We start from the raw sequence: 22299 nt of genomic DNA on the forward strand, positions 1-22299 counted from the left end.
GGACGGCCATGCAGAACGATCGCGAAACAGCCCTTGCCACCGCCGTCGTGATCGCGACGGGTTCGCTTTGGGGGATCTACTGGGTGCCGGTGCGGCAGCTCGAGGGCGCGGGCCTGCCGGGGGCCTGGGGCACGTTCGCGATCGCGCTTGCCGCGGCGCTTGTGCTGCTGCCGGGTGCGATCCGGCGGCGCAGGGCGCTTTCGGCAGCCGACCCGGTGGCGCTGGCCTTTCTGGTGCTGGGCGGCGCGGCATTCGCGCTTTATTCCATCGGCCTCGTCTACGGGCGGGTCGCGATCATTATCCTGCTGTTCTTTCTGACCCCGGTCTGGAGCACGCTGATCGCCCGCTACGTTCTGGGCTGGTACACGCCGCGCCTGCGTATCGCCGCGATTGCCCTGGGGGTGCTGGGCCTCGGGGTGATGCTGAGCGCGCATGGCGAATGGCCCGTACCGCGCAACCCGGGCGAATGGATGGCGCTGGCATCGGGTATCGGCTGGTCGGTGGCCACGACCGGGATCCGCACGCGGTCGGTCGTGGCCCCGGCGCAGTCGGCTTTTGTCTTTGCCCTCGGGGCGGCATTGGCGGCGCTGGCGATGGCTGCGCTGCCGCCGCCGCGACCAGTGGGCGCGGCGACCGCCGCCGAGGTCGCAGACGTGCGGTGGATCGCGGCCCTTGGCACGGCGCTGCTGACCGGCGCGGTCTGGTGGGCCGCATCGATGGTCGGCCTGATGTGGGCGACCATGCGGCTGGAACCCGCGCGGGTCGGTATTCTGTTGATGGCAGAGGTTCTGATCGGGTCGCTGTCGGCTGCGATCTTCGCGCAGGAGCATCTCAATCTGGCAGAGCTGGCGGGCGGCGGGCTGGTGCTTCTGGCCGGTATCCTCGAGCTGTGGCCCGTCGAGCGATCCGAACGGCAGGGATGACGCGCGCGCGATGCGCGGGATCCAGCGCATGCCAGGCGCGGCCCCAGCAGGATCTGCGGGCTGAAAGCGACGCCGGATCAAGCACTTGCGGTGGCACGCCCGATCTGCGGAAATCGCATATGTGCTATGCGTATCCGGCAGCTTGTCCGGGGTTTGGCGGGTCTCTAGGTGCGCTTGAGCAGCACCGCTCGCACCTTTCAGTTGTCAGGACATCAGATGGCACTTCTCGATACCCGGAATCCGCAGGTCGGCCCCATCGGCATGGCCGGTCGGATCGGCGCTTTGTTCATGCAGGCAACCACAACCGCCGTCGCATGGAACGACCGCCGCATCACCCGTCGCGCGCTGAACCAGCTCAGCGATTACGAGCTGGACGATATCGGTCTGACCCGCGCCGATATCGAATATGCCGCGCGCAGGTTTCGCTGAGCGGACCTGACGGGGCGCATTGCGGGGTCGTCACCACGGCGACGCCCCGGCGACGCGGGGCGAGGCATTTCAGGTCCGGGACCCTGGCGATTTGTCCGGGGCCGGGACCGGCCTAGAGCACGCCCGCCACAAGTTCCGTCATGCGCGCCGTTGCCGGATCGATCTGCATGACACGCGCGCCGATCTGCTCGACCAGACCACCGCTGGTCAGCGCATCGACATGGCTCAGGTACTGCTCTTCGCCGAGATAGGTCAGCAGCATCACCTTGAAGCCCAGGAACAGCACGCCGAGAAGCACGATCGGCATGAGGGTGGTGCGTCCGACAGAGCGGCGCGGGCGATGTTCGATGACACCGACCTTGTTGACGCGGGTGACATAACCGTCAGCCAGACGCCGATGTTTCTTCTTGATGGACTTCTGGCGTTTCAAAAAATCTTTTTGTGCAATTTCCATAACAACCTCATCAACGGATCCCGAGTCCCCACTTGCGACCGAAACCGGGTTATAGCGGAATTATGGCGAATTTTAGATTATTGCGATGGATCGGCGGGGCATGGTTAACGCGGGCTACGGGCGTTCCAGCGTAAGTGTCGTCCACTCATTGATTTTTTCGCGATGGGACAGATTGTATCCGTTCGCGAGATACACTGTCACCACCTCGTCGGCCTGCTCATTGAGGATGCCCGAGAGGATCGCATGCGCCCCCGGGGCGGAATGACGGGCCATGTCGGGTGCCAGGTCGATCAGCGGGCCCATCAGGATATTGGCGAAGACCAGATCGAAGGGCGCGGCGGCGGCAATGTCGGGATGCGCGAACCCCGTCGCCTCGACGCACCGGACCCGACCGTCAAGCGCGTTGGCCCGCACGTTGGTTTCGGCGACCTCGACCGCGACGGCGTCGATATCCGACGCCAGCGCCGTTTCTGGCCAGATCCGCGCGGCGGCCATGGCCAGCACCGCGGTGCCGCAGCCCACGTCGATGACGTTGTGCTTGACCACGCCTGCGTCGATCAGCCGGTCAAGCGCCCGCAGGCAGCCCAAGGTGGTGCCGTGATGGCCGGTGCCGAACGCCATCGCCGCCTCGATCAGCAGCGGCTCGACGCCATCGGGCACGCGGTCGGCATCGTGGCTGCCATAGACGAAGAAGCGCCCGGCCTCGACCGGCGACAGCTCGCGGCGCACCTTGGCGACCCAGTCGATCTCGGGCAGCTCTTCGACGGTGAAAGATGCCGCATCATAGGCCGCCGCCAGCAGCGCCAGTTCCGTCTCAGGGGGCGGGGCGTCGAAATAGCCGCCCACCTCCCACTGGCCCGATCCGTCCTCGACCTCGAAGACGCCGACGCCGGTCGGTGCCGGGTCGAGGTCGTCCAGCGCGGCCCCCAGCGCTTCGGCCTGATCCTTGCCGAACAGGGTCGTGGTGGCGGTGAAAGTGGGCATGGACAGGTCTTTCTGATGGACGCGGCAAAGGTGTCGCGGGCGGCGCGCGGCGGGCGCGCGATTGCCGGTTTTTTTCACGGACCGCGCGGTGCCGCAAGCGCGATGGTCCGCGCGGGCCTATTCTGCCGGGGCGGTGGCCAGACGGGCGAAGATCGTTTCGTTGCCGGGTTCGGGATGGCGCGGGATCATCAGCGCCAGCGTCAGCGATGTCAGCGCCATCCCGGCGGCCAGCGTGAACACCGATTGCGGAGAGATCAGCCAGAGATACCCCAAGAGCGCGGGCAGGAACACGGCGGCGATATGGTTGATGGTGAAGGCCACGGCGGCGGTGGGCGCGATGTCGCCCGGATCGGCGATCTTCTGGAAATAGGTCTTCAGCGCCAGCGCCAGCGCAAAGAAGATGTGATCGATCACATAGAGGATCGCCGCCAGCACCACGCCCCAGCCGAACCAGTAAAGCCCGCCATAGGCCAGGAACACGACGGTCAGCCCGACATATTCGAAGACCAGCGCGTTGCGTTCGCCGAAATGCCCGACCGCACGCCCCATCAGCGGCGCGAAGATCATGTTGGCGACCAGGTTGATCAGGAACAGGCCGGTGACCTCGTGCACCTCGAATCCGAACTTCTCGACCATCATGAAGCCCGCGAAGACGACGAAGATCTGCCGCCGCGCGCCGGACATGAACTGCAGCGCGTAATAAAGCCAGTAACGGCGGCGCAGGATGAATTTCTTGATCTGCGGGTTTGGGGCTTCGAATTGCGGAAAGGCGAACCAGCAATAGGCCACGATGATCAGCGTCATCGCCCCCGACGCCATGTAGACGAAGGCGTAGGAAAGATCGAAGGCCTCCCACGTCATGACGATGGCCACATAGGCCACCAGCGTCGCGGCGGATGCGGCGGCAACCAGCAGGCCCAGGATGCGCGGCGCGTCCTTCTTGGGCAGCCATTGCAGCTGCAGCGACTGGTTGACCGTTTCGTAGTAGTGAAAGCCGATCGAGGACAGCATCGTGATCGTCAGGATGCCCGCCATCGACGGAAAGAAGGCGGTGATCGCCGTCGCCACCCCCAGCAGCATCAGCGATACCAGCGCCAGCACCTGTTCGCGCACGAAGATGATCACCGCGATCACGCCCACGGCAAGAAATCCCGGGATCTCGCGCACCGTGTGCAGCCAGCCGATGTCGGAGCCGTCGAAATCCGCGACCTCGATGACGAAGTTGTTCAAGAGCGCCGACCACGTCGCAAAGCTCAGCGGCATCGCGATGGCCATGAGAAACAGCAGCATCACGGGACGCTTGCGAAGCGGCAGCGCCTGGGCCTCGGCGAGGGGCAGGATGTTCATGGCCTTGCGTTACTCCGAATTGCGCCACTTGGCGAGACGGCAAAAACGCGAGGCCCGGACTGCGAAAATCCACCGATGGTGATTCAGATCAAGGTGCGACCCACCGGGCCATGCGATATCCGCGCGGGAAAGGAACGCTTCGCCATGGACCTCATTGCCCTGATCGACCGCATCGGAGAAGCGCCCACCGCGGCGCTGTTCGGCCTCGCCACGGGGCTGATATTCGGCGTCGCGGCGCAGCGATCACGCTTCTGCCTGCGCGCGGCGGTGGCCGAGTTTGCCGGCGGGCGGCTAGGCGACCGGCTGGCGGTCTGGCTGCTGACCTTCTCGACAGCGTTGGTCTGGGTGCAGGGGGCGCGGGCGCTGGGTCTGTTCGATCCGGCGCAGGCGCGGATCATGGCCGTGCCCGGCAGTTGGTCGGGTGCGGTGATCGGCGGGCTCTTGTTCGGCGTCGGCATGATCCTTGCCAAGGGCTGCTCGGGGCGGCTTCTGGTGCTGGCGGCGACGGGCAACCTGCGCTCTGTCGTCTCGGGGCTGATCTTCGCGGTGGTCGCGCAAATGAGCCTGTCGGGCTGGCTGGCCCCGGTGCGCGACGGGCTGGCGCGAATCTGGGTCACCGAAGGTGGGCGCAATGTCGATCTGCTGGCCGCTTTCGGTCTGCCCCAAGGGTCGGGGCTGGTACTGGGCTGCGTGATCGCGCTTTTCGCGCTAGAATTGTCGCGGCGTCAGCGGATTGGTGCCGCGCGGCTGATCTTTGCCTCGGGCGTCGGTTTTGCGGTGGCGGTGGGCTACGGGCTGACCTACGCGCTCTCGTCCGTTGCATTCGAGCCGGTGAGCGTGACTTCGGCCACCTTTACCGGACCTTCGGCGCATACGCTGATGTTCTTCCTCGAACGCAACCCGGTGCTTGGCTTCGATGTCGGGCTGGTGCCGGGCGTGTTTCTTGGCGCGTTTCTGGCCGCCGCGGTCACGGGAGAGCTGAAATTTCAGGGCTTCGAGGGCCCCACCCCCATGCGCCACGCGATGATCGGCGCGGCGCTGATGGGCTTTGGCGGGATGCTGGCCGGTGGCTGCGCCATCGGTGCGGGCGTGACCGGCGGATCGATCTTTGCGGGCACCGCCTGGCTGGCGCTGACCGCGATGTGGGTTGGCGGGATGTTGACCCATATCGCGCTGAACCGGGGCGTCGCTGCCGCCCCGGCGTGAAGCCCCGGAGTGAAACCCAACCCCTGACCGGCCAGATCCGGCCCGCCGCGGCCTAGATCTGCGTCAGCTAGATCTGCGTCAGCGTGCCCGCGCTTTTGGTAAAGCGGTATTCCACGTCCGAGAACCGGTCTTTCGGAAAGCCATAGAGAAACCGCAGGCCATCCGCACCGGCAACGGTGTCATGCTCGGCATCGGCGGGAATGAAGATCGCCACGTTCGGCATGATCTCGTGCGCGACCCCGTCGATGGTGACGATCCCCGATCCCGCCAGTCCGAAATAGAACTCTGCCGGGCCGTGCCGGTGCGGCAGCAGCGTACCGCCCGCGCCGAACTCGGCCACGCCAAGGGTCATGCCCGCGGTCTTTGTGCGATCGGCGGAAAACAGCGTCTTCCAGCGCACGGTGCCGAAGGCCGGATCCTCGCCGCCCTCAAGCGGCGCATGGTCTGCATTGGCGACGACCGGCAGGCCATCGAGATAGGTATCGGCGAACCCGCCGGACATCGTTTCCGCAAAAGCCAAGGCCGTCCCTCCCCTTCCGAACCATGCGCCGTTTATGGGCAGACACCGATCTTTCTGCTGTACCCGGTGCGACATGACCGGTCGGAATCAGACTGCGCATTTGCGACCGTTCCACCCGCCGGGCTGTCGCAAACAGACCTCAGCTGCGGATCCGCCAGCCGGTCTTGAAGATCCACCAGACCGCAAGGACGCAGAGCGCGGTGAAACCGCCAATGGCCAGCAGGCTGATCCCGACCGGCACATCCGCCAGCCCGAAGAACGCCCAGCGGAACCCCGAGATCAGGTAGACCACCGGGTTGAACATCGCGACCGTCTGCCATGCCGGGGGCAGCATCGAGATCGAGTAGAACGACCCCCCCAGAAACACCAGCGGCGTGACGATCAACAGCGGCACCAGCTGCAGCTGCTCGAAGTTCGACGCCCAGATACCGATGATGAAGCCCAAGAGCGAAAAGCTGATGCAGGTCAGCAGCAGGAAGGCGATCATGGCGGGCCAGTTCTGGATCCGCAATTCAACGAAGAACGCCGCCGTGATCAGGATCATCACGCCGATGAACAGCGCCTTTGTCGCCGCCGCGCCAACATAGCCGAAGATCACCTCGGCGAAGCTGATCGGGGCGGACAGCAATTCATAGATGGTGCCGATGAATTTCGGAAAGTAGATCCCGAAGGAGGCGTTCGAGATCGCCTGCGTCATCACCGTCAGCATGATCAGCCCGGGCACGATGAATGCGCCGTAGGAGACCCCGTCGACCTCTTCGATGCGGCTGCCGATGGCGGCGCCGAAGACCACGAAGTAGAGCGAGGTCGAGATCACCGGAGAGATGATGGATTGCAGGAAGGTGCGCACGAAGCGCGCCATCTCGAACCGATAGATCGCCCAGACCGCTGTCCAGTTCATGCCGCCGCTCCTTGATCCGTGTTCACGAGGCCCACGAATATCTCTTCGAGCGAGCTTTGCCGCGTCTCGACATCGGCGATGATGATGCCCGCGTCGGACAAGGCGACGATCAGCCGGGCGATGCCGGTGCGCTCTGCCCGGGTGTCATAGCTGTAGGACAGTGTCTCGCCATCTTCCGACAGCGCCAGATCGTAGTCCGACAGCCGCTTTGGGATCGATTGCAGGGGCGCATTCAGCGTGATGCGCAATTCCTTCTGCCCGAGGCGCGCCATCAGTTCCGAGGTCTTTTCGACCAGCAGCAATTCCCCCTTCGAGATGACGCCGATCCGGTCGGCCATGGCCTCGGCTTCCTCGATATAGTGGGTGGTCAGAATGATGGTGACGCCGGTTTTCTGCAGCTTCGCCACGATGTCCCACATGTCGCGGCGCAACTCCACGTCGACGCCGGCAGTCGGCTCGTCGAGGAACAGCACCTTGGGCTCGTGGCTGAGCGCCTTGGCGATGAGGACCCGGCGTTTCATGCCGCCCGAAAGATGCTGCAACTGGGTGTGCTTCTTGTCGTGCAGCGACAGCCGTCTGAGCAGATCGTCGAGATAGGCATCGTCGCGCGCCGCCCCGAACAGCCCGCGCGAAAAGTGCACCGCGGCCCAGACCGTCTCGAAGGGTTCCAGCGACAGTTCCTGCGGCACAAGACCGATCAGCGCGCGCGCGGCGCGGAAATCCTGCACCACGTCATGCCCGCCGACGCGGATCGTCCCGCCCGTCGGGGTGGTGATGCCGCAGATCGCCGAGATCAGCGTGGTCTTGCCCGCGCCGTTGGGGCCAAGCAGCGCCAGGATCTCGCCTTGTGCAATCTCGAGGCTGATGTCCTTCAGCGCCTGAAATCCGCCCTCGTAGGTCTTCTCGACCCTGTCGATTTCGACCATTGCGGTCATGTCGCGCGCCTCCGGATCAGTGTGGATCGCAACGGTAGCCGAATTTGTCCCCGCGGCAACGTGCGCAAACGCAGAGGTCCGGCGCGCGGGCCCTCTCGGGTCGCGCATGAATCCTGTTTCTTGCCGCGTCCAGTCAGGCTAGGCCAGTCGCATGACATCCCCGGATCGCCCTGCCCTCGGTATTGTGCTCGTCTGCCTCGGCGTGGCGGCGATTTCGGTGAACGACCTGCTGATCAAGCGTTTGTCGGGCGACTATCCGTTGCACCAGATCGTCTTCGTCCGATCGTCGATAGCCCTGTGTCTGACCCTGACACTGCTGCAGTTCGAGGGCGGGTTCGCCCGGCTCCGGACCGCGACGCCCGGCCTGCATGTGCTGCGCGGGCTGTTCGTGGTGGCCGCCAACATGACCTTCTACGCGGCCGTCGCGGTGCTGCCGCTGGCGCAGGCCACGGCGCTGTTCTTCGTGGCGCCGCTGTTCATCACGCTGCTGTCGATCCCGTTTCTGGGCGAAACCGTCGGCCCGGTGCGGCTGATCGCGGTTATTGGCGGGTTCGCGGGCGTGCTGTTGATGCAGGCCCCGGGTGCCGAAAGTGCGGGTAACGTGCCGCCGCTGGTGTTTTTCCTGCCGGTACTGGCGGCGTTTCTCTATGCCAGTATGCAGGTTCTGACCCGCAAGCTCGGGGCCCGGGCCCCGGCCTCGGCGCTGGCGGTCTATATCCAGAGCATGTTCGTAACCGTGTCGGTGCTGTTCTACCTGGTCGCGGGTGACGGTCGCTTCGCGCAAGGGCAATCCAACGGCAGCCTGGTCTTCCTGCTGCGCGCCTGGACCTGGCCGTACGCAGCCGATTGGCCGGTCTTTCTGGGGCTTGGGGTCACGTCCGGTTTTGTCGGCTACTGCATGTCGGCGGCCTACCGTCTGGCCAATGCCTCGGTCATTGCGCCCTTCGAATATCTCGGACTGCCGCTGGCGATCCTCTGGGGCTGGCTGGTGTTCGGCGAATGGCCCGCGGCGATGACCTGGGCGGGGTCCGGGCTGATCGTCGTTGCGGGCCTGGTGGTGTTCTTCCGCGAGAAGTCCACGGCGCGGCCCTCGCCGGGGCGATGGACACGACCCTTCCGCCGTTGATCCGCGCCGCTTTCCGGCACCGACCCTGGCGTCAGCGGCTTGTGCCGCGCACCGTGTCGATCATCAGCTGCACGTTTTCCGGGTCCGCGTCGGGCGTGATCCCGTGGCCGAGATTGAAGATGTGCGGTCCGTGTTTCAGCGCCTCGACCACATGCCGGGTCTCGCGCACCAGATCGTCGCCGCCGGTAACCATGTGCCGGGATGCGAGGTTGCCCTGCACGCACCCATGGGGCTGGACATGCTCGGCGATCCATTCCGGGGGCACGCTGTCGTCGATCGCCACGCAATCGGCCCCGGTCGCGGCGTGGAACCCCTTGTAGAAATCGCCGCCCTGACGCGGGAAAGCGATGACCGGCAGGTCCGGGAACCGCGCCTTCAGCTCTGATATGATGATGCGCGCCGGTTCCTGCGCATAGTTGACGAAATCGTCCCCCTTCAGCGATCCGGCCCAGCTGTCGAAGATCTTGACCACTTCGGCCCCGGCCTCGACCTGCCGCGACAGATACTCGATCGTGCCTTCCGTCAGCCGCTCGAGAAGCGCCTCGAACAACGCCCGGTTTTCCGCCTTGAGCGCATGTGCCGGACCCTGGTCGGGCGTGCCCTTGCCCGCGATCATGTAGGTGGCCACGGTCCAGGGCGCGCCGGCAAAGCCGATCAGCGTGGTCTCTTCGGGCAGCGCCTTGGACAGGCGGCGCACCGTCTCGTAGATCGGCGACAGCGTGTCGTCGATATCCGCAACCGGCTTGAGCTTGTCGAAATCGGCCTGGCTGGTGATCGTCGACAGCCGCGGGCCTTCGCCGGTGACGAACCACAGATCCGCGCCCAGCGCCTGCGGCAGCAGCAGGATGTCGGCAAACAGGATGGCCGCGTCGAAGCCGTAGCGCCGGATCGGCTGCAACGTCACCTCTGTCGCCAGTTCGGGGTTGTAGCAGAGCGACAGGAAATCCCCCGCCTCGGCGCGCGTGGCCTTGTATTCCGGCAGGTAGCGCCCCGCCTGGCGCATCATCCAGATCGGCGGCGTCGGCAGCGTTTCGCCGCGAAGCGCGCGCAGAATTGTCTTGGTCATGGGCTTGGCTGCCTTCCGTCGTTTCCGGCCTCGTGGTCCGATGTCGGCCAGGCGGTGTCAAGCCTGCTTGTCACCCCGATCCCGCCCGCATAAGCATGCCGCATGAATATCGACCTGCCCTCTCCCGCCTCGCCGCTGCGCATAGGAACGCGCGGTTCGCTCCTCGCGCTGGCCCAGGCCAACGAGACCCGCGAGCGGCTGGCGCGCGCCTTCGATCTGCCATTCGAGGCCTTCACCATCGTTGTGATCAAGACCACCGGCGACAAGATCATCGACCGCCCGCTGAAAGAGATCGGCGGCAAGGGGCTGTTTACCCGCGAGATCGAGGCCGACATGCTGTCAGGGGCCATCGACATCGCGGTGCATTCGATGAAGGACATGCCGGTCCTGCAACCCGAAGGGCTGCTGCTCGATACCTACCTGCCGCGCGAGGATCCACGCGATGCGTTCATCTCGCCCGAGTTCTCGGCGCTGGCGGACCTGCCCGAGGGGGCGACGGTGGGCACCTCGAGCCTGCGTCGGCGCGCCCAGCTTCTGGTGCGCAGGCCCGATCTTGACGTTGTCGAGTTTCGCGGCAATTTGCAGACCCGGCTGAAAAAGTTGGAGGACGGCGTGGCGCGCGCCACCTTCCTGGCCCGGGCCGGACTGAACCGGTTGCGCATGGACGACGTGCCACAACACCCCATCGAGGTGACCGACATGCTGCCCGCCGTGGCGCAGGGTGCCATCGGCATCGAGCGGCGGCGCGACGACACCCGCACCGCCGAGATGCTGTCGGCGATCCACGACACCGAAACCGGTCAGCGCATCGCCGCCGAACGCGCTTTCCTCGCGGCGCTCGACGGGTCCTGCGAAACCCCGATTGCGGGGCTGGCCACGCTCGGGAACGGAACACTGCACCTCCGGGGCGAGGTGCTGCGCCCGGACGGCTCGGAAGCCCATGCCGATACGCGCACCGGCCCGATCGAGGACGGCCCCGCCATGGGCCGCGATCTGGCGCGCGACCTTCTGGAGCGGGCCGGGCCGGATTTCTTTGACTGGATCGCGCCCGCCTGACCGGCACCCTGGCCACCCACCGCCATGCCCACCGCCATGCCGACCGACCTGCCCGATCCCGTCACCGGATGGGCGTGGTGCCCTTCATCTTTCAAGATGTCGCCCGGAGGTTTGGAGGCAGCGCCTCCAACGCGCATGGTGCGGCCCTCTGGGCCGCGCCATGCGCGCCGGTCGCCTCGGGCAAGGCCCGAGGCGAAACCGCTTCTGTCACTCCGCGGGAATTTTGTAGGTCAGCGACGCCCAGAGCGATTCCCAGGTCGGGTCGGTCGCCAGCTCGGCGTCCAGTTCCCTTATCACCACCGCATCGGCGAGGTATTCGACGCCGGGCGACGCGGGCAGGACGGCGCGGCCATCGGCATCGGTCTCATGGGTGGTGACCTCGACCGTGCCGTCGGGCAGACGGGCGAAAAGCTCGACCTGCGCGGCGGCCCTCGGTGTGCCCTCAAACAGCACGCGCACCGGAAGACCGCCCGACAGATCGTCGGTATAGGGGTTGGCCTCGGCCACGATCTCGGTCAGCAACCCGACCTCGCGATCGACCCCGTCGCCCGCGCCCACGGCGATCAGGCTTTTGCCGAAGCGGGTATAGTTCTCGCGCACGTTCCCGGGATCGAGACCGCGTTCCTCGAACCGGTCAAGCGCCCAGGCCGCATCCTTGTGGGTGACGAAATCGCTGAACTTGTCGAAGTCGGTATAGACCAACTTGTAGACCTTGGTCTGATGCACGACGATGACCAGCCCATCGCCGGGCGCTGCCATCTGCAGGGCGGGACGGTCACCCGCGCGCCCCTCGACCGGCAGGACCGTGTCGCCCATGACCAGATCGAAACGCGCGAAATTCGGCGGGATGTAGGAATATGCGACGCCCTTGAAATCCTGACCGACACGGATGTCTGCAACCACATCGCCCCCGGCGGCGACCTGGTACTGCGTCGGCTGAATCCAGAACTCGTGCGCCAGCGCAGGGGCGCTCATCCCGCTCGCAAGCAGCGTGGCGAGGATGGCGCGAAAAACTTTGGACGTCATGGCAAGCTCCGACTGGGTGTCTGTCTGAAAGAGTGTGTGTGTCTGAGTTAACGCCCGGCCCACCAGAGGTGCTGACCGACCGGGGGTCTGACGGTTCGGAACTAACCTAGCCCCCCCGGCCACAACTGCAATCGCCCGCAGATCACGCCCGCGTCACGTGGCGCAACCGCCAGGGCGCGGACCTGCGCCGCTCCGGCGGATGCCCGCGACCCCCCGCCCCCGGCTCAGACCGCCTTCAGGCGTCGCTCAAGTTCGGTCGCCGCCTCGGCCAGTCGCGCCTTGAACTTGCGGTCGATCCGGCCCTTGGCCAGCTTCATCGACTGCACGACAAGCCGCGCCGACAGCGTCTTCGGGGTCAGCGTCGCGTCAAAGCTGACCCGCGTGCGCGAGCGTGACAGCGCCACGCATTCGACGATGCTGCGGGTCTCGAGCCCGCCGGACGTGCTTTCGAACACCATCAGCGTCGGCGGCTCATACCGCGTCAGGGTGATGTCGGCATCGCGCGGCTTGCCGCGAAAGGTGAAGGTTGCGGCCCAGGCCATGCCCGCGCCCACCTCTGACAGCTGGTCCGTCCGCGCCACCTGCATGCCCCGGCGCAGGATCGAGCGCTCGATCTGGTCGAAATCGCTGAGTTCCGCGAACACCTGCTCGAGCGGCGCTTCGATGTCTTCTTTGTGGGAAAATTCCATGACCCGCCCTTGTCTCTGCCCGGCTGGACCGGAACGTGATTGTTGGGCGGACTTTCCCCTCAATCGAGCCGATCTGCAAGCCAGTTGCGCAGCATGAAATGCGCGATCGCCCCCTTCCGTGCGGGCAGCAACCCGGTTTCATGCCCGGCCATGGTGGCCACCAGCCGCTCGCGCGTGACCCATTGCGCGTCTTCGATTTCGTTGGGATCGATGACAAGCTCGGTGCTCAGCGCGGTGCCGTGACAGCCGATCATCAGCGAGTTCGGAAAGGCCCAGGGCTGACTGGCAAGATAGCGCACGGCCCCGACCCGCACGCCGGTCTCTTCCATGACCTCGCGGCGCACCGCCGCCTCCATGGTCTCGCCCGGCTCCACAAAGCCCGCAAGGCAGGAATACATCCCCTCGGGCCACCCCGGCGAGCGGCCCAGCAAGGTGTGGGGACCGTGCGTGATCAGCATGATGACCACCGGATCGATGCGCGGAAAATGCGCCGCCCGGCAGACAGGACAGATCCGTTGCCACCCGGCCTGCGCCATTTCGGACGGTGCGCCGCATGTGGAACAGAAGGCGTGGCTCGCGTGCCAGTTCAGCACCGCGCGGGCGCAGGCCGCCAGTTCCGCGTCGCGGGGCGACAGCCAGGTCATCACCCGGCGCAATTCCGCAAAGCGGCCCTCGCGGCAGGCGGGGTGAACCTGTTCGGTCGCATCGGCGAACCCCGCCAGCGCCGCCGCGTCGATCCCTTCGGGTTGCCAGCCCGAGATGTCGGCGGCAAAGACCGCGGCCTTTCCTTCGCGCCCCAGCAACAGGACCTCGGCGAAATCGACGTCCGCCAGAACGGGATGATCCCGCGGCAGGCGCAAAAGATGCGTCGGGTTGGTCTGCGCGATCAGCGGCTTGCCGCGCCACAGCACCACGAAGCGGGTGTCCGGTTGCGCAAGCCGGGCCGCCACCGCGGTTGGATCAGCGCGCAGCTCCGCCGCCCGATCCAGCGCCGAGCCGCCGAACGTCACCTCTTCGGCATGGCGCATGGCCGGGCCCTCTTCGTAATCTGTGGGCCGAATACCGCAATATACGCGAAACTTGACCGCCGTCGCAACTTATGGTTGCGCCATGTGCCGCGCCAACCTAGGTTTTCCCCGGGGATAACAAAAGGATTTGGGCGTGGGTTCTGCAAGGCCCAATCGTGATGCCGCGCGTGCGCGCCAGGCCCGGCTTCGCATTCTTGCGATCACGGACCTGCACGCCCGGCTTCTCGACTACGACTACGACCGCGACCTCCCGGCCCCCGGGACCGGCCTTGTCTGCCTCGCGGATCGCATTGCCGCCGCCCGCGCAGAAGAACCCAATGCCTTGCTGTTCGACAATGGCGACACCTACCAGGGCACCGCCCTCGCCGATCTGCTGGCGCATGAACAAGGCCGGGGCATCGGCGCTGCGGTCACCGGAAACAATCCGATCACCGAAGCGCTGGGGGCGCTGGGCGTCGATGCCGCCGTGCCGGGAAACCATGATTTCAACTTCGGCATCGAACCGCTTCTGGCCCGGGTCCAGCAGGCGCGCTTTCCCTTCGTGCTGACCAATCTGGTCGAGCGACGGGGCGCGCAGCCGCATCAGGACCGCCCCTTGCTGCCCACCACCCTGATGCTCGAGCGCAGCATCGCGGACGACGATGGCGTGCGGCACAACGTCCGGATCGGCGTCATCGGGCTGGTGCCGCCGCAGACCCTGCTCTGGGATCACGACCACCTGTCGGGACGGACCGAAGTGCGCGACGTGCTGGATGCCGCGGCGCACTGGGTGCCTGACCTCAAGCGCGCCGGAGCCGACATCGTCGTCGCCCTGTGCCATGGCGGGCTCGGCCAACTGACCCCGGCGTCTGGCCTCGAGGATGCCGCCCGGCTTGTGGCGCGACTGCCCCAGGTCGATGTGGTGCTGGCCGGGCACCGCCACGAAATCGCCGTCGAGGCGGCGACCGACGGGGCCGCCCCGATCGTCTCGGCCGGGTTCAACGGGTCGCACCTGGGTCAGATCGACCTGGTGCTGCGCCGATCCGGCTATGACGCCCCCTGGCATGTGACGGCAAGCCACGCGGCGCTCGTACCTGCGACCACGAAGCCCGGCCCCGACGCCGCCGAAATCAAGCGGATCGCAGCCCCCAGCCACGCCCGGACACGCGCGGTGATGACCGAGGCAATCGGTCGGACCGACACGCCGCTGCACAGCTTCTTCGCGGGCGCGCTGCCCTCGGCGGCCACCGCCCTGGTCGCCCGGGCCCAGGCCGAAGCGGTGCGCATGGCCATCGCCGACAGCCCGCATGCCGCGCTGCCGCTTCTCTCCGCAGCCGCCGCCTTCAAAACCGGCGGGCCGGACGGCGCCAACAACTACACCCACATCAAGGCCGGACCGGTCCTGCGCCACAATGTCTTCGATCTCTACCCCTTCCCCAACACCGTTGCCGCCATCCGGACAGACGGGGCCGGAATCAAGTCGTGGCTCGAACAGGCGGCCCGGCTCTTTGCGGGCCTGCACCGCGCCAAGGCGGTCTCGCCGCTCTTTGCGCCGGGCGCGGTCGGCTACGATTTCGACCTCGTGCACGGTGTCCGCTTCACCATCGATCTCGCGTGCCCGGCAGGGGACCGCATCCGCGATCTGCGCTGGCCCGATGACCGCCCGCTGGCACCCGATGCGCCGCTGATCCTTGCAACCAACAACTACCGCGCCTCCGGCAGCGGCGGCTACCCGGTCTGCGATGTGATCTTCCGCTCGCGCACCCTGACGCGGGACGTGGTGGCCTCCCATGTTGCCCGGCACAGCCCGATCGCGCCCTGCGCCGGTGCCGACTGGCGCTTCGCCGGCCCCCCCGGCACGCGCGTCTCCTTCGCGACATCCGCCTGCGCGCGGCCCTACCTTGCCGACACCCGCCTCGAGGCGGCAGAGACGACACCGGACGGCCTGATGCGGCTGTTGCTGACGCTGTAAGGCGCAAAACGCGCCCGGGGTTGCGAATCCATCCGAGGCGACCTATCTCGGGCAGTGAGAGGTTGGCGCGGGCAGGCGCCTCGCCAACCCGGTCAGGTCCGGAAGGAAGCAGCCGCAACGAGCCCCGCTTGGGTCGTGTTCAGCCTCTCACCCATGCGCCCGATCCGGCCCGGTCCGACCCGGCACCCATGGCAGCCGACCCGCGGCGGGCGCTTTACCGGACATCACCCGACACGCTCGCGGACCGCACGCGGCACCTGCGTGCCCCGGACGCCTCGGCCCTGCCTTTCCATTTTCCAAATACGCGGCATGACACCCGCCACATGGTCGGCACATGCGGTCCGCGCCGGACGGTCCGGGTCAGCTGTGGCGCACAAACAGGGCAGGCGCGCGTTCTGCCGCCATCGCCCAGCGCATCTGCGCCGCATTCCTGACCGCACGGGGCTGCACCGCGCGCAGCCGCGCCAGCGCCTCGTCCGGGGCGTCGCCGGTCTCGATCATCAGCCGCAGCGCCGCCATGCCCGAGCGACCATAGCCCGACTGGCTGTGCAACAGCACGCGTCCGCCGCCCAGCAGCGCGCGCCGTGCGAACCCCGAAACCGCGACCCAGCGCGCATCGAGCCCGGGGCCCGGGGCCGCGAGATCGGCAATCTCCAGATGATCCCAGCGGGTGCCGCGATCCTGCATGTCACCGCCGAAGCCCGCCGCACCGGCAAGCACCAGCTCGGCATGGGTCACCAGCGACAGCACCAGCGCGGGGGCCCAGTTGCGGATATGTTCGATGTCGGCGGCGTACCGACCGCTGGCACCGGGCATCGGCGCAATCGCAAGGATCCCGCCGCCGACCGGCAGCGCATGGATCGTCTGCATCTGCGCCTCGGAGATCACAGCCGATCTGCCGCGAAGGTGTCGCATTCGGACATCTGTCCGGTCTCGTATCCGCGGGTGAACCAGCTTTGCCGCTGGGCCGAGGTGCCGTGCGTGAAGGTGTGCGGTTGCGGCACCCGTCCGGCGCGCCGTTGCAGCGTGTCGTCGCCGATGGCGCGGGCGGCGTTCAGCGCCTCTTCCAGATCACCGGGTTCCAGCAACCCGTCGACATTGCTGGCCCAGATCCCCGAAAAACAGTCCGCCATCAATTCCAGCCGCACGGTCAGGGCGTTGGCCTGCCGCTCTGACGAACGCTGGCGTTCCGCGTTGACAGCACCCAGGATGCCGATCTCGTTCTGGACGTGATGGGCCACCTCATGCGCGATCACGTAGGCCTGCGCGAAATCCCCCCTGGCACCGAGTTGCCGCGCCATGGTCGCAAAGAACGAGGTGTCGAGATAGGCCTTCTCATCCGCCGGGCAGTAGAACGGGCCGGTGGCACCGGACGCGCCGCCGCAGGGCGAGCTTGTCACTTCCGAAAACAGCACCAAGGTCGGCGGAACATATTCCATGCCCGACTGCGTCGGCAGCACCGTGTCCCAGACGACCTCGGTCGATCCAAGCACCCGTGCGGCAAAATCGCCGGCCTGTTCCTCTTCGGGTGTGAATGGCCGCGACCGGGTCGTGGACTGCGGTTGCGCCTGCGACATACCCTCGAGAAGCGGCGTCACGTCGATGCCCGCGAAATAGCCGATGGCAAGCACGAAAAGCACGCCGACGCTGCCGATGCCGCCCACGGCGCGCCCGGACCGGCCACGGCGGTCTTCGACATTGCGGCTGCGCCGCACGCCCTTCAGTCGCATGAACCTTCCTCCCTCGAAGGTGTCAATGACATGCAATGATACATGCAATCGCGTTTGAGTTAAGGCAAATTTTCAGACGGACAAGGCCCTTGCCCGGGCCAAGCACCATCCATTTTTGCGGACCGGTCGCCGGGGCGTGTCAGCCGCGACGCTTGTCGCGCGGATAGGTCCCGAGGATGACTAGGTGCTCGGTGAAATAGTCCAGCTCCTCCAGCGCCCGGGCCACCTCCGGGTCGTCGGGATGGCCTTCGAAGTCGAGATAGAACTGCGACGCCTCGAACGATCCGCCGACCATGTAGCTTTCGAGCTTGGTGATATTCACACCGTTGGTCGCGAACCCGCCCATCGCCTTGTACAGCGCGGCGGGGATGTTGCGGACCTGAAACACGATGGTGGTCAGCATCCCGTGCGTGCCCCTGCGTGTCATGTCCGCATCGCGCGCCATGACCAGAAAGCGCGTGGTGTTGTTGCCCTCGTCCTCGATATGCCGTGCCAGCACCTCGAGCCCGTAGATCTCGCCGGCGAGTTCCGCCGCCAGCGCGCCGCGCGCCGGATTGCCCGATTCGGCCACGGCCCGCGCCGACCCGGCGGTATCGGCCCCGGTCACGCGATGGATCCCGTGCGCCTGCAGGAACTTCCGGCACTGGCCCAGCAGGACAGTGTGGCTTTGCGCCTCGCGGATGGCGTCCAGTTTTGTACCGGGCAGTGCCAGCAGGTTGATATGGACCCGCACGAAGGCCTCGTCGATGATATGCAGGTCCGATTGCGGCAGCAGCGAATGGATGTCGGCGACGCGCCCGTAGGTCGAGTTCTCGACCGGCAGCATGGCCAGATCGGCAGCACCGCCGCGCACCGCCTCGATGGCATCCTCGAAGGTGCGACAGGCCATCACCGCATGATCCGGGCGCGCCTCGATACAGGCCTGATGCGAATAGGCACCGGGCTCACCCTGAAAAGCGATCGTTTTTTGATGGGCCATGCGCGGGTCCGATCCGACTGGTGCAAGATTGGTTGTTTCGTCGCGGTCAGTATACCTTGCCTCTCGGATTGGGAACCAATAGAAACCGGCTCAACTCTGAAAAGGCGATGGATGGGCAACCCATGTTCGACACGATGACATTGACCAAGATTGTGGGCGCATTCTGTGGCGCCCTGCTCGTCTTCCTGCTCGGCGGTTGGGCTGCGGAAGGCCTGTATCACGTCGGTGGTGGTGGACACGGTGACGGCGAGGAAATGGCGACCGGCTTCGTCATTGAAGTGGAAGACGGCGGCGAAGCGGAAGAAGAAGAGGTCGTCGACTTCGCCACGCTGATGGACAGCGCCGATGCCGGTGCCGGTGAGCGCGTCTGGTCCAAGTGCCGCGCCTGCCACAAGCTCGAGGACGGCGCCAACGCGGTCGGCCCCTACCTTTACGGCGTCGTGGGCCGCGATATCGGGGCCGCGGACGGGTTCGGGGCCTATTCCGGCGCCCTGTCGCAGCAGGCCGAGGTCTGGACGCCCGAGAACCTCTACAACTTTCTTGAAAAGCCTGCCGCCTGGGCACCGGGTACGACGATGTCCTTCGGCGGCCTTCCCAAGCCCGAGGATCGCGTCAACCTGATCGCCTTCCTCGACCAGACCGACGGTTGATCGCAGGCACCCGGGGACCTTCGGGACGGATGACAGACAAGGGCGTGGGGCAACCCGCGCCCTTTTTCCGTTCGGGTGCGCGGGAACGGGCGCGAAAGCCCCGCCACGCGCCCCGGTACATCCGGTCAATTCGCGCTATCTTGCAACGCGATTACAGCCGGATCACGCAATAGCAACTTGAATGTGGCACCCCGCGCCTCTTAGCCTGACATCAGGTCGATATGACTTTGGAGAAGCCGATGACATTGCCCTTTCGCCCGCGAACTCCGCACCGCGATGCCCGAGAAACCGCCGCGCGCCGCGACCGGACCGGGACCGCGCGGGCCCTTGCGTGCCTGATTGCCCTGACCTTTGCGGTGAACGCGACCTTCGCGCGGGCCGAAAGCCACGAGACGATCATCAAGGCGCATGGCATTTCGTCCTTCGGAGAACTGAAATACGGGCCCGATTTCGCGCACTGGGACTACGTCAACCCCGACGCGCCCAAGGGTGGCACCTTCTCGACCTGGGCCTTCGGCACCTTCGACAGCCTCACGCCCTACACGCTCAAGGGCAATGCGGCATCGCTGTCGTCGATTTTCTACGACTCGCTGATGACCGGCAATCTCGATGAGCCGGACGCGATGTACGGGCTTGTCGCGGAAAGCGTCGAGTATCCGCAAAGCCGCGAATGGGCGATCTTCACCATGCGACCCGAGGCGACCTTTCGCGATGGCACACCGGTGACCGCAGAGGACGTGGTGTTTTCGTACAATATCCTGGTGACCGAGGGCCGCCCGTCCTACCGCATCGCCTTGAAGGACTTCGAAACCGTCGAGGCGCTGGATACGCACCGGGTCAAGTTCACCTTCAATCCCGACGGCCCCACGCGCGAATTGCTGATGTCCGCCGCCGGTCTGCCGATCCTGTCGGCGGCCTATTACAAGGACCGTGACTTCGGGGATTCCAGCCTGGAGCCGCCGATGGGGTCGGGGCAATACACCCTGAAGAACGTCGATGCGGGCCGCTCGGTCACTTATGTGCGCCGGCCGGATTACTGGGGCGCCGATCTGCCGGTCAATGTGGGCCAGAACAATTTCGACGAGATCCAGATCGAGTATTTCGCCGATTACACCACCGCGTTCGAGGCCTTCAAGGGCGGCGCCTACCTGTTCCGCGAGGAATACCAGTCCAAGCTCTGGGCGACGTCCTATGACTTTCCGAACGTGCAGAACGGCACCGTCGTGGTCGAGCAACTGCCCGATGGCCGACCCTCGGGTACGCAGGGGTTCTTCTTCAACCTGCGCCGCGACAAGTTCCGGGATCCGCGTGTGCGCGAAGCAATCGGCATGGCGTTCAACTTCGAATGGTCCAACGAGTCGCTGTTCTACGGGCTCTACAAGCGCACCGACAGCTTCTGGGAAAACTCGGCGACCCTTCAGGCCGACGGCATGCTCGACGGTTCCGAACTGGAGTTGCTCGAGCCGTTCCGCGACGTGCTGCCCGAAGCGGTCTTTACCGAACCGGCCTTCACGCCCGCGGTCTCGTCGGCGTCTGACCTCGCGGACCGCCGGGCGCTCAGGCGCGCGGGCAACCTGCTCAGCGAGGCGGGATGGGAGGTGGGCGACGACGGCATGCGCTATCGCAATGGCCAGAAATTCACCCTGTCTGTGCTCAATGACAGCCCCAGCTTCGACCGGATCATCAACCCGATGATCGACAACCTCAAACGGCTGGGCATCGCGGCCACCGCCACCCGCGTCGACAGCGCCGAAGCGCAAGAGCGCGAGAAGACCTTCGACTACGACATGGTGACCCAGCGCTTTGCGATGTCGTCGACACCGGGCGACGAGTTGCGGGGGATCTTCGGCTCCGAGACGGCGAATGTCGAAGGCTCGAACAACGTGCCGGGCCTTCAGAACGAAGCGGTGGACGCCCTGATCGACATCATCGCCAAGGCCGAAAGCCGCGCCGAGCTTGAAATCGCGGTGCGTGCCCTCGACCGGGTGCTTCGGGCGCTGCATGTCTGGGTGCCGCAATGGTACAACCCGTCGCACAACCTGGCCTATTTCGACGTGTTCGAACGCCCCTACGGCGATACCCCGCCGCGCTATGGCATTGGCGAACTGGGCCTGTGGTGGTACTCCGAAGAAAAGGCCGAAAAGCTGCGCCAGGCAGGCAGGCTCTAGGCGATAACAACAATAAACGGGGCATTCATGGGCGCTTATATCCTTCGGCGGCTGTTGCTGATCATACCCACGCTTCTGGGCATCATGATCATCAACTTCGCGCTGGTCCAGTTCGTGCCGGGCGGTCCGATCGAACAGATCATCGCGCGGGCACAGGGCGAAGGCGACGTGTTCCAGGGCTTTGCCGGCGGCGGCAACGAGACCGGCGGCGCGGGCGCTGGATCCGAGGAATACGCCGGAGCGCGCGGCCTGCCCCCCGAATTCATCGCCGAGCTTGAGCGCGAATTCGGCTTCGACAAGCCACCGCTGCAACGCTTTCTCGGGATGCTTTGGGACTACATGCGCTTCGACTTCGGAGAGAGCTACTTCCGCTCGATCTCGGTGCTTGACCTGATCCTCGAAAAGATGCCGGTGTCGATCTCTCTCGGGCTGTGGTCGACGGTGATCGCCTATGTGGTGTCGATCCCGCTGGGCATCCGCAAGGCGGTGCAGGACGGCACCAGTTTCGATACATGGACCTCTGCCGCGATCATCGTGGCCTATGCGATCCCGGGCTTTTTGTTCGCGATCCTGCTGCTGGTGCTGTTCGCGGGCGGGTCCTATTACCAGATCTTTCCGCTGCGCGGCCTGACCTCGGACAATTTCGACGACCTGTCGCTGCTGGGCAAGGTGGCGGACTACTTCTGGCATATCGCCCTGCCGGTGCTGGCCTCGACCATCGCGGCCTTCGCGACGCTGACCTTGCTGACCAAGAATTCCTTTCTCGACGAGATCAAGAAACAATACGTCATCACCGCGCGCGCCAAGGGTCTGGGCGAACGTCAGGTTCTGTATGGCCATGTCTTCCGCAATGCGATGCTGATCGTGATCGCGGGTTTCCCGGCGGTCTTCATCGGGGTCTTCTTTTCGGGCAGCCTGATCATCGAGACGATCTTCTCGCTCGACGGGCTGGGGCGGCTCGGCTTCGAGGCGGCGGTGGCGCGCGATTACCCGGTGATCTTCGGCACGCTGTTCATCTTCGGGCTGATCGGCCTTGTCGTCGGCATCCTGTCGGACCTGATGTATGTGCTCGTCGATCCGCGCATCGACTTCGAAAAGCGCGAGGGCTGAGATGACCAAGGACCTGCCCCC

22 protein-coding genes and 1 other RNA gene are annotated in these 22299 nt (G+C 65.8%); 10 read left to right on the forward strand and 13 right to left on the reverse strand.

The window, feature by feature from the left end:
• Positions 1-8 precede the first annotated feature (8 nt).
• Both ACXYMN_RS13310 and ACXYMN_RS13315 read left to right on the forward strand, forming a co-directional pair.
• The gene (locus ACXYMN_RS13310) at positions 9-923 is read left to right on the forward strand and encodes a DMT family transporter (RefSeq protein WP_459014201.1); all 915 of its coding nucleotides are present in this window, start codon (positions 9-11) and stop codon (positions 921-923) included.
• Positions 924-1139: 216 nt separating this feature from the next.
• Positions 1140-1352 carry a DUF1127 domain-containing protein gene (locus ACXYMN_RS13315; protein ID WP_459014202.1) on the forward strand — a complete coding sequence of 71 codons (213 nt, stop codon included), beginning with the start codon at positions 1140-1142 and terminating at the stop codon, positions 1350-1352.
• Positions 1353-1464: 112 nt separating this feature from the next.
• On the opposite strand, the gene ACXYMN_RS13320 is transcribed toward ACXYMN_RS13315, so the two are convergent.
• From ACXYMN_RS13320 to ACXYMN_RS13330, 3 genes are all read right to left on the reverse strand, one after another.
• A complete protein-coding gene (locus ACXYMN_RS13320) occupies positions 1465-1806 on the reverse strand; it encodes a hypothetical protein (protein WP_459014203.1) in 342 nt (113 codons plus the stop codon).
• A gap of 114 nt (positions 1807-1920) precedes the next feature.
• Positions 1921-2790: a 50S ribosomal protein L11 methyltransferase gene (locus ACXYMN_RS13325; protein ID WP_459014204.1), complete on the reverse strand. Its 870-nt coding sequence runs from the start codon at positions 2788-2790 to the stop codon at positions 1921-1923.
• A 117-nt stretch (positions 2791-2907) separates the two neighbouring features.
• Positions 2908-4137, reverse strand: coding sequence for an MFS transporter (locus ACXYMN_RS13330; protein ID WP_459014205.1), 1230 nt, complete (start codon positions 4135-4137; stop codon positions 2908-2910).
• Between the two features lie 144 nt (positions 4138-4281).
• On the opposite strand from ACXYMN_RS13330, the gene ACXYMN_RS13335 reads away from it, so the two are divergent.
• Positions 4282-5343, forward strand: a complete 1062-nt coding sequence (locus tag ACXYMN_RS13335) for a YeeE/YedE family protein (RefSeq protein WP_459014206.1) — start codon at positions 4282-4284, stop codon at positions 5341-5343.
• A 67-nt stretch (positions 5344-5410) separates the two neighbouring features.
• On the opposite strand, the gene ACXYMN_RS13340 is transcribed toward ACXYMN_RS13335, so the two are convergent.
• The 3 genes from ACXYMN_RS13340 to ACXYMN_RS13350 form a co-directional block, all read right to left on the reverse strand.
• On the reverse strand, positions 5411-5863 hold the full coding sequence (locus ACXYMN_RS13340; RefSeq protein WP_459014207.1) for a cupin domain-containing protein: 453 nt from the start codon (positions 5861-5863) through the stop codon (positions 5411-5413).
• Positions 5864-6002: 139 nt separating this feature from the next.
• The gene (locus ACXYMN_RS13345) at positions 6003-6764 is read right to left on the reverse strand and encodes an ABC transporter permease (protein WP_459014208.1); all 762 of its coding nucleotides are present in this window, start codon (positions 6762-6764) and stop codon (positions 6003-6005) included.
• Entirely contained in the window at positions 6761-7699 is a 939-nt protein-coding gene (locus tag ACXYMN_RS13350) for an ABC transporter ATP-binding protein (protein WP_459014209.1), read from the reverse strand. The genes ACXYMN_RS13345 and ACXYMN_RS13350 overlap by 4 nt, the downstream gene beginning before the upstream one ends.
• A 151-nt stretch (positions 7700-7850) precedes the next feature.
• Between ACXYMN_RS13350 and ACXYMN_RS13355 the strand changes: the two genes are divergently transcribed.
• Positions 7851-8825 carry a DMT family transporter gene (locus tag ACXYMN_RS13355; protein WP_459014210.1) on the forward strand — a complete coding sequence of 325 codons (975 nt, stop codon included), beginning with the start codon at positions 7851-7853 and terminating at the stop codon, positions 8823-8825.
• A 31-nt stretch (positions 8826-8856) separates the two neighbouring features.
• Here the strand turns inward: ACXYMN_RS13355 and hemE are convergent, their stop codons facing one another.
• Entirely contained in the window at positions 8857-9891 is a 1035-nt protein-coding gene (gene hemE, locus ACXYMN_RS13360) for a uroporphyrinogen decarboxylase (RefSeq protein ID WP_459014211.1), read from the reverse strand.
• A gap of 102 nt (positions 9892-9993) precedes the next feature.
• Here hemE and hemC point away from each other — a divergent pair, with 102 nt between their 5' ends.
• The gene (gene hemC / locus ACXYMN_RS13365) at positions 9994-10947 is read left to right on the forward strand and encodes a hydroxymethylbilane synthase (RefSeq protein WP_459014212.1); all 954 of its coding nucleotides are present in this window, start codon (positions 9994-9996) and stop codon (positions 10945-10947) included.
• Positions 10948-11154: 207 nt separating this feature from the next.
• On the opposite strand, the gene ACXYMN_RS13370 is transcribed toward hemC, so the two are convergent.
• The 3 genes from ACXYMN_RS13370 to nudC form a co-directional block, all read right to left on the reverse strand.
• Entirely contained in the window at positions 11155-11973 is an 819-nt protein-coding gene (locus ACXYMN_RS13370) for a DUF4198 domain-containing protein (RefSeq protein ID WP_459014213.1), read from the reverse strand.
• 224 nt (positions 11974-12197) lie between these two features.
• Positions 12198-12662: an SRPBCC family protein gene (locus ACXYMN_RS13375; protein ID WP_459014214.1), complete on the reverse strand. Its 465-nt coding sequence runs from the start codon at positions 12660-12662 to the stop codon at positions 12198-12200.
• 59 nt (positions 12663-12721) lie between these two features.
• Positions 12722-13690 carry an NAD(+) diphosphatase gene (gene nudC / locus ACXYMN_RS13380; protein WP_459014215.1) on the reverse strand — a complete coding sequence of 323 codons (969 nt, stop codon included), beginning with the start codon at positions 13688-13690 and terminating at the stop codon, positions 12722-12724.
• 133 nt (positions 13691-13823) lie between these two features.
• Between nudC and ACXYMN_RS13385 the strand changes: the two genes are divergently transcribed.
• Both ACXYMN_RS13385 and ffs read left to right on the forward strand, forming a co-directional pair.
• A complete protein-coding gene (locus ACXYMN_RS13385) occupies positions 13824-15641 on the forward strand; it encodes a bifunctional metallophosphatase/5'-nucleotidase (RefSeq protein ID WP_459014216.1) in 1818 nt (605 codons plus the stop codon).
• A 55-nt stretch (positions 15642-15696) separates the two neighbouring features.
• An RNA gene (gene ffs / locus ACXYMN_RS13390) (signal recognition particle sRNA small type) lies at positions 15697-15794 on the forward strand.
• 207 nt (positions 15795-16001) lie between these two features.
• Here the strand turns inward: ffs and ACXYMN_RS13395 are convergent.
• The 3 genes from ACXYMN_RS13395 to ACXYMN_RS13405 all read right to left on the reverse strand — a co-directional run bounded on the left by ACXYMN_RS13395 (position 16002) and on the right by ACXYMN_RS13405 (position 18350).
• Positions 16002-16556 (reverse strand): protein-tyrosine phosphatase family protein, encoded by a 555-nt coding sequence (locus ACXYMN_RS13395; RefSeq protein ID WP_459014217.1) that lies wholly within the window; start codon positions 16554-16556, stop codon positions 16002-16004.
• The gene (ypfJ, locus tag ACXYMN_RS13400; protein ID WP_459014218.1) at positions 16526-17371 is read right to left on the reverse strand and encodes a KPN_02809 family neutral zinc metallopeptidase; all 846 of its coding nucleotides are present in this window, start codon (positions 17369-17371) and stop codon (positions 16526-16528) included. Before ypfJ ends, ACXYMN_RS13395 begins: the two co-directional genes overlap by 31 nt.
• A gap of 139 nt (positions 17372-17510) precedes the next feature.
• Positions 17511-18350 (reverse strand): prephenate dehydratase, encoded by an 840-nt coding sequence (locus tag ACXYMN_RS13405; protein WP_459014219.1) that lies wholly within the window; start codon positions 18348-18350, stop codon positions 17511-17513.
• A 122-nt stretch (positions 18351-18472) separates the two neighbouring features.
• Between ACXYMN_RS13405 and ACXYMN_RS13410 the strand changes: the two genes are divergently transcribed.
• The 3 genes from ACXYMN_RS13410 (at position 18473) to ACXYMN_RS13420 (ending at position 22278) form a co-directional block, all read left to right on the forward strand.
• Positions 18473-19000, forward strand: a complete 528-nt coding sequence (locus tag ACXYMN_RS13410) for a c-type cytochrome (RefSeq protein WP_459014220.1) — start codon at positions 18473-18475, stop codon at positions 18998-19000.
• Positions 19001-19239: 239 nt separating this feature from the next.
• Positions 19240-21168, forward strand: a complete 1929-nt coding sequence (locus tag ACXYMN_RS13415) for an extracellular solute-binding protein (protein ID WP_459014221.1) — start codon at positions 19240-19242, stop codon at positions 21166-21168.
• Between the two features lie 27 nt (positions 21169-21195).
• Positions 21196-22278: a microcin C ABC transporter permease YejB gene (locus tag ACXYMN_RS13420; RefSeq protein ID WP_459014222.1), complete on the forward strand. Its 1083-nt coding sequence runs from the start codon at positions 21196-21198 to the stop codon at positions 22276-22278.
• Positions 22279-22299: the final 21 nt, after the last annotated feature.

It is taken from the genome of Roseivivax sp. CAU 1753 (assembly GCF_054482575.1).